This is a genomic window from Streptomyces sp. NPDC014894, from assembly GCF_043080985.1.
Taxonomy (GTDB): domain Bacteria; phylum Actinomycetota; class Actinomycetes; order Streptomycetales; family Streptomycetaceae; genus Streptomyces.
In genome coordinates, this window is record NZ_JBIBWD010000024.1 from 65329 (window position 1) to 72832 (window position 7504).

6 protein-coding genes are annotated in these 7504 nt (G+C 73.9%); 4 read left to right on the forward strand and 2 right to left on the reverse strand.

Annotated features, from left to right (window positions below; translation table 11 throughout):
- Positions 1–464: 464 nt before the first annotated feature.
- A complete protein-coding gene (gene cobC, locus ACF089_RS34765; RefSeq protein ID WP_392035848.1) occupies positions 465–1553 on the forward strand; it encodes an Rv2231c family pyridoxal phosphate-dependent protein CobC in 1089 nt (362 codons plus the stop codon).
- 242 nt (positions 1554–1795) lie between these two features.
- On the opposite strand, the gene ACF089_RS34770 is transcribed toward cobC, so the two are convergent.
- Entirely contained in the window at positions 1796–2752 is a 957-nt protein-coding gene (locus ACF089_RS34770) for an SCO1860 family LAETG-anchored protein (protein ID WP_392035851.1), read from the reverse strand.
- 413 nt (positions 2753–3165) lie between these two features.
- Positions 3166–4257 carry an amidohydrolase family protein gene (locus ACF089_RS34775; protein ID WP_392035854.1) on the reverse strand — a complete coding sequence of 364 codons (1092 nt, stop codon included), beginning with the start codon at positions 4255–4257 and terminating at the stop codon, positions 3166–3168.
- A gap of 133 nt (positions 4258–4390) precedes the next feature.
- On the opposite strand from ACF089_RS34775, the gene ACF089_RS34780 reads away from it, so the two are divergent.
- From ACF089_RS34780 to ACF089_RS34790, 3 genes are all read left to right on the forward strand, one after another.
- Positions 4391–5491 carry a pyridoxal-phosphate-dependent aminotransferase family protein gene (locus ACF089_RS34780; RefSeq protein WP_392035857.1) on the forward strand — a complete coding sequence of 367 codons (1101 nt, stop codon included), beginning with the start codon at positions 4391–4393 and terminating at the stop codon, positions 5489–5491.
- A gap of 775 nt (positions 5492–6266) precedes the next feature.
- Positions 6267–6836 (forward strand): diaminobutyrate acetyltransferase, encoded by a 570-nt coding sequence (gene ectA, locus ACF089_RS34785; RefSeq protein WP_392035860.1) that lies wholly within the window; start codon positions 6267–6269, stop codon positions 6834–6836.
- A 24-nt stretch (positions 6837–6860) separates the two neighbouring features.
- Positions 6861–7504, forward strand: a 644-nt coding sequence (locus ACF089_RS34790) for an aminotransferase class III-fold pyridoxal phosphate-dependent enzyme (protein ID WP_392035863.1), incomplete at its 3' end; no start/stop codon positions are given.

A 7504-nucleotide genomic window follows, 5' to 3' on the forward strand; every position in this document is an offset into this window, starting at 1 on the left:
CCGGGCGCGCGCGGGGCTCGCGACGGCCGGGCCGACCCGGTGGGCCCGCTCCCCGCGCCCGGCTCTCCCCGGATCCGAAGCGCACCCGTGTACGGGAGCGGGGTCCATGTGTTCGTACGATTTCAGCCACGACGGGATGTGCTCGACACCCTGGCCGGCGCACCGCGGACTCCCTCCGTCCGCCGCCCGGGGCCGCCCGCCCGGCACCGTCGCCGGAGCCCGCCGCGCACCGGCCGACGACCCGTCGCACGACGGGCGGCCGCACACCCCGCCGTACCACCCCCCACATCAAGGAGAACGCGTGACCGCCCCTCCCTCACCATCGATCGCCCGCGGATTCCTCCCGCCGTCCCCGCCGCCCGGCGCGGACGTGACCGGCGTGACCGGACCCGGTCGGCGGAGACACCGCGCCGCCGTGCCGTCGGCGCGTGCGCTTCCGCTTCCGCTTCCGTACGGCCCGTACCGTGACGGACACCAGCTCGGCAGCCATGCGCATGCACACTGACGGCCCACACGACCTGCGGCACCACGGCGACGCGGAGATACGCGACACCGGCGCCCAGTTGATCGATCTCGCGGTCAATGTGCGGGCGAACACTCCCCCGCCGTGGCTGCGCGAGTGCGTCGGCGGTTCGCTCGCGTCGCTCGCCGCCTATCCGGACGGCCGGTCCGCCCGGGTCGCGGTGGCCGCCCGGCACGGGCTGCCGCCGGAACGGGTCCTGCTGACGGCGGGGTCCGCGGAGGCGTTCGTGCTGCTGGCGCGCGCCCTGGCCGTACGCCACCCCGTGGTGGTGCATCCGCAGTTCACCGAGCCCGAGGCGGCGCTGCGGGACGCGGGCCACGAGGTGGGCCGGGTGCTGCTGCGCGAGGAGGACGGCTTCCGGCTCGATCCGGCGGCGGTGCCCGAGTCGGCGGATCTGGTGGTGATCGGCAATCCGACCAATCCCACCTCGGTGCTGCACCCGGCGGCCGCCATCGCCTCCCTGGCCCGTCCGGGCCGGCTGCTGGTGGTGGACGAGGCGTTCATGGACGCCGTGCCCGAGGAGGCGGAGGCGCTGGCGGGCCGTACGGATGTGCCGGGGCTGGTGGTGCTGCGGAGCCTCACCAAGACCTGGGGGCTCGCGGGGCTGCGGATCGGCTATGTGCTGGCGGACCCGGAGACGATCGGGGCGCTGGAGCGCGCCCAGCCGCTCTGGCCGGTCTCGACCCCGGCGCTGACGGCGGCGGAGGCCTGTATGGGTCCGGCCGCGCTGAAGGAGGCGGAGCAGGCGGCCCGGCTGATCGCGCTGGAGCGCGCACATCTGCTGGCGGGGCTGGCGGAGTTCGACGAGGTGCGGGTGGTGGCCGAGGCCGAGGCCCCGTTCGTGCTGATCCATGTGCGGCGGGGTGCGGAGGTCCGCGAGCAGCTGCGTTGTCTGGGGTTCGCGGTACGGCGCGGTGACACCTTCCCGGGGCTCGGCGCGGGCTGGCTGCGGCTCGCGGTCCGCGACCGGGTCACGACCAACCGTTTCCTCCAGGCGCTGGATCAGGCGCTGTCGGTGGTGGGCGGGTAGCGGGACCGGCCTGGACCCGGGCCATCCCCAGGCCCGGGTCGACCCCGGCCCGGGGCGTCCCCCTTGGCCAGGGGCCTCGCGGCTCGGATCGCCTCGCGGCCCCGGCCGCCCCGGAGTACGGGGCGGCCGGGGCCGACTCGTCATGCGCGCGGGTCCCTGCGCCCGGCCGGGCCGCGGACCTGCGCGTCCGTACCCCACCGGGCGCCGGGGCCGTGCGCCCCGGGCCCGGGCGGCTTTCGGGGTCAGCCGCGGCTGCGGGCCCGGGCGCGGACGCGGGCGAGGGCCATCGCGCCGCCGCCCAGCCCCAGCAGCACGGCCGCGCCGACGGCGAGATATCCGGTGGCGGAGCTGCCGCCGGTCTCGGCGAGATTCTCGGTGGGCTCGCCGCCGCTCTGGGCGGCGAGGCCCGGCGCGGACGGCGAGGGCTGCTCCGCGGGCTTCTCCTCGGCGGGCTTCTGCGTGGTCCGCGGAGCCACCGCCCTGGGCGACTCGCAGGTCGCCTCGACCAGGGTGACGGTGCCGTCGACCTCGGCGACGTTCAGATTGAGCGGGTTCAGCGCGACCTTCAGCTCCAGGGCAGTGGCGGCCGCGGTCCGGGAGGTGGTGTGCGTACGGGAGAGATCGAGGGTCACCTCGCCGACGCCGGGCACCGTGACCTGGGTGCGGCCCGCCGCCGAGAGGGTGACCCGCTTGCCGAGCACCTTGACGGCGCCCAGCACATTGGACGCGGCGACGGGCCGCCGGCCCGTCTCGCAGACCGCCTTGGAGGTGACCTTCTCCACCTCGACGAGCGAGAGCAGCGGCAGCCCCGGCAGATGCACCCGGGCGCGCACCAGATTCGCGTGCCCCTCGGCCCGCTTCTCGTCGGCGGTGGCCCGGGCGGCGGCGACGTCCGCGCGCAGCATCGTGAAGGGCCTGCCGCCGTCGACGCCGTCCACGCGCGCGCTCAGCGTGGTCCGCTCGGCGGTGGCGGGCGCCTTCACCGCGTTGAGGGAGGCGGTCAGCGGGACGCGCACCGTCTTGTTGAGCAGGGACACATCGAGCCCGGCGCGGAGGACGACCGCACCCGCCTTGCCGTCGGCGCCGCCCCCGGTGGCCTGCGCCGGTCCCGCCAGGGCCACCGGCGACGCGAGCAGCGCGACGGCGGCGGTGACGGCGGCGCAGCGGTGTGCGGGCATGCGGAAGGTGTTGCTGTTCACGGTGGTGGAACCCCCACAGGAGACATGGCGTCGCTCTGCCGTCCGCAGGGACCGCGGGCGGTGGCGACCGAGACACCGGAATCTTTACGCACCGAGAGTGAACTGACAGATACCTGGGGTTAGTTCACTCCAAAGTGAGGTTTCCGGGTCTGCATTCGATTCCTGAGGCACGGGTGTTCCCGGAGATCACCGCCGCCACGGCGCGGCGGGGGCGCGCCGGGCGGCTTCGGGGGCGCGTACGGGGAGCTTCGGCGGGCCGCCCGGCGTACGCGGGGGAACTCCAACGAGCCGTGGGTACGGAGGTCACGGCCGGTCAACCCCGCGACCGCGCGGGCCGACCGGCACCGGTCGGGGCGGCGGGGTGGCGGGGCGGTCGGGGGCGCGAGCCGGGCGGCGGTCCGGGCGCGGGCGGGTCAGCCGACGACCCGCCCGTTGAGGATCACCCGGCGCGGCGCGGCCAGCGCGCGGACGTCGGCCCGGGGATCGGTGTCGTACACCACGAGGTCCGCGGGCGCGCCCTCCTCCAGCGCGGGGCGGCCCAGCCAGGCCCTGGCGCCCCAGGAGGTGGCGGAGAGCGCGTCGAGCGGCGGGATTCCGGCCTTCACCAGTTCGGCGACCTCCGCCGCCACCAGGCCGTGGGCGAGCGAGCCGCCCGCGTCGGTGCCGACGAAGACGGGGATGCCCGCGTCGTGGGCGGAGCGGACGGTGTCGTACCGGCGCTCGTGCAGCCGTCGCATATGCGCCGACCAGCGGGGGAACTTGGCCTCGCCGCCGTCCGCCAGCGCCGGGAAGGTGGCGATGTTGACCAGGGTCGGCACGATGGCGACGCCGCGTTCGGCGAAGAGCGGAATGGTGTCCTCGGTGAGCCCGGTGGCGTGTTCGACGCAGTCGATGCCCGCTTCCACCAGATCCCTGAGCGAGTCCTCCGCGAAACAGTGCGCGGTCACCCGCGCGCCGAGCCGGTGCGCCTCGGCGATCGCCGCCTCCACCGCGCCGCGCGGCCAGCAGGCGGTCAGATCGCCCGCCTCCCGGTCGATCCAGTCGCCGACGAGCTTGACCCAGCCGTCGCCGCGACGGGCCTCGCGGGCGACATACGCCACCAGGTCGTCCGGTTCGATCTCATGGGCGTAGTGGCGGATGTAGCGGCGGGTGCGGGCGATGTGGCGGCCGGCCCGGATGATCTTCGGGAGGTCCTCGCGGTCGTCGATCCAGCGGGTGTCGGCCGCCGAGCCCGCGTCCCGGATCAGCAGCGTGCCCGCCTCCCGGTCGGTGAGCGCCTGCCGTTCGCTGGTGGCGTCGTCCACCGCGCCGTGCGCGTCGAGCCCCACATGGCAGTGCGCGTCGACGAGGCCGGGCAGCGCCCACCCCCGTACGGTGATCTCCTCCGCCGCGCCGGCCGGCCGCCGATAGGTGATCCGCCCGCCGACGACCCACAGTTCGTCCCGTACGTCCTCGGGGCCGACGAGCACCCGCCCCTTCACATGCATCACCACGTGATCGCTCATGACAGCACTGTACGAGGGGGTTCGCGGGCCCCGGCCGGGTGCGGGCCGGGGGCCCGCGGGAGGGCGTGGGTAGGCTCGGCGGCGAGGCCGGACATGCCCGGCCGAGACCACCCATTCCGAAGAAGGCACCACCGTGACTCATCCGCTTCTGGATCTGCCCCCGCTGACCGCCGCGCACTTCGCGGGCATCGAACAGCGGGTCGCCGCCCTGCTCGACACCGAGCAGGATGTGGTGATCACCCAGGGTGAGGCGCTGCTGCCGCTGGAGGGCTGCATCCGCGCCGGGGCCCGGCCGGGCTCGACCGCGCTGAACGTCGTCACCGGGCCGTACGGGCAGACCTTCGGGAACTGGCTGCGCGACTGCGGCGCGCGGGTGGTGGATCTGGAGGTGCCGTTCCACACGGCGGTGACCGCGGAGCAGGTCGAGCGGGCGCTGTCCGCGCATCCGGAGATCGACTTCGTCTCGCTGGTGCACGCGGAGGCGGCGACGGGCAACACCAACCCGGTCGCGGAGATCGGCGAGGCGGTGCGGCGGCACGGCGCGCTCTTCATGCTGGACGCGGTGGCCTCGGTGGCCGCCGAGCCGCTGCTGCCGGACGTCTGGGGCGTGGATCTGTGCGTGATCGGCGCGCAGAAGGCGATGGGCGGCCCGGCGGGGGTGTCGGCGGTGTCGGTGAGCGGGCGCGCCTGGGAGCGGTTCGCGGCGAATCCGGCCGCGCCCCGGCGGTCCTATCTCTCGCTCCTGGACTGGAAGGAGCGCTGGATCGACGGCGGCCGCCGGGCGCTGCTGCACGCGCCCGCGCAGCTGGAGATGCTGGCGCTGGAGGCGTGTGTGGAGCGGATCGAGGCGGAGGGCCTGGAGGCGGTGATGGCGCGGCACGCGTCGGCGGCCGCGGCGACGCGCGCGGGGGCGACGGCGCTCGGCGGCGGTCTGGAGCCGTATGTGCGCGACGCCCGGGACGCCGCTCCGGTGGCGACCACGCTGCGCGCCCCGGCGGGGGTGGACGCGTCCGAGCTGGTCGCGCGGGCGCTGAAGGCCGATCCCTCGCTGCCGCTGATCGCGGGCGGGGGCGCGCTCGCGAAGGAGATGATCCGGGTCAACCACTACGGGGTGGACGCCACGCGCGGCGCGGTGCGCTCCTCGCTGGCGGCCCTCGGCGGGGCCCTCGCGGAGACGGGCGTCCCGGTCGACCTGGAGGCCGCGGGCCGGGCGGTCTCCGCCTCCTGGGCCTGACCCCGCCCCGGCCCCCCGACTGACGGCCCGGCCCCCGACCGGGGGCCGGGCTTCCGTTCTCCCCGGGCCCCGGCTCTCCGGCCCGGCACACGCCTCCCCGGCCGGGCCCCGGCTCGCCGGACCGGACCGAGCCTCCGGGCGGGACTCGCGCCCGGGCCGGGCCACCGGACCAGAAGCCGCTGTTCCGATCGAGCCCGGCCCCGGGGCCGAACCGGGACCGAACGGGACCGGGCCGGTGCCGCACTCGGGGCGGGCTCGGACTGGTGCCGGGCTCGGGGCGGGACCGGACTGGGCCGGGCTCGGGGCGGGCTCGGACCGGCCGTGCCGGGCTCCCGGCACGGCCGGGGCTCTCCGGCGGCACGCGGGCCGTGGCCGCCGGCGCGCGGGCGGCACGGGCGGCGCGGGCGGCACGGGCGGCGCGGCTTCGGGGCGGGGCCCGGGATACGGGACCCTGGATGCGCGGGAATTACGCGGTCGCCGAATTCAGAAATACGGGAAGCTGCCTTTTGTGGCAGCTTCCCGTATTTCTATCTCCTTCTTCTGCCCCGGCTCCCCGAGCCTAAACGCAAAGATTTCAACAAGGGAAATCCCGATGCCGTCAAGGTGTGACCGACCCCACATACTGCCTGAATAGTGGCTTATTTACCGTACAAATCCCCCTAAAACTCCCCCGTCAAGAACCCACGCTCACGCCTGCGCGATAACACAGGAACCCCCTTCACCCAACCCTCCCGGACCATGCATTTTCTGAATTTGCTGGGTAAATTGCTTAAGCATGACCGCCGCACAAGAAGACCTTGTACGAGCCGACCCGAAGAGCGAATTCACGACCATCGACACCCCGCGAGTGGAGGACGGAGCCGCGATCTGGCGCATAGCCCGCGACTCCGAGGTCCTGGACCTCAACTCCTCGTACAGCTATCTGCTGTGGTGTCGCGACTTCGCGGCCACCTCGCTGGTGGCGCGGGACCCCGGCGGTGAGCCGGTCGCCTTCGTCACCGGATACACCCGGCCCGACCGTCCGCAGACCCTCGTCGTCTGGCAGATCGCCGTCGACGGCACGCACCGCGGACAGGGTCTGGCGGGGGTGCTGCTCGACGCGCTGACCGCCAAGGTCACCGCCGACCGGGGCGTACGGGAGGTGGAGACGACCGTGACACCGGACAACACCGCCTCCGACCGCCTCTTCACCTCGTACGCCGAGCGCCGAGGCGCCCGGCTGGAGCGCGAGGTCCTCTTCGACGGCGCCCTGTTCCCGAAGGACCCCGCCGACGACGGCCGGCCCCCCACGGCCCACCAGCCGGAGGTCCTGTACCGCATCGGCCCCGTCAACGTCTCCGCCTGACTGACCACCCTCTGGAGAATCGCTGTGACCATCACCCCGCCCGCCCTGAGCGTCTTCGAAACTCTGGAATCCGAGGTGCGCAGCTACTGTCGTGGCTGGCCCGCTGTGTTCGATCGTGCGCAGGGGTGTCGTCTGCATGACGAGGACGGTCATGTGTATCTGGATTTCTTCGCCGGTGCGGGTTCGCTGAACTACGGGCACAACAATCCGGTGTTGAAGCGTGCGTTGATCGATTACATCGAGCGGGACGGGATCACGCATGGTCTGGACATGGCGACGAGTGCGAAGCGCGCGTTCTTGGAGTCGTTCCAGAATGTGGTGCTGAGGCCGCGCGATCTGCCGTACAAGGTGATGTTCCCGGGTCCGACGGGGACGAACGCGGTGGAGGCGGCGCTGAAGCTGGCGCGGAAGGTGAAGGGCCGGGAGTCGGTGGTGTCGTTCACCAACGCGTTCCACGGGATGTCGCTGGGTTCGCTGGCGGTGACGGGGAACGCGTTCAAGCGGGCCGGCGCCGGCATTCCGCTCGTGCACGGCACGCCCATGCCGTTCGACAACTACTTCGACGGCCAAGTGCCGGACTTCCTCTGGTTCGAACGCCTCCTGGAGGACCAGGGCTCCGGACTGAACAAGCCCGCCGCCGTGATCGTCGAGACCGTCCAGGGCGAGGG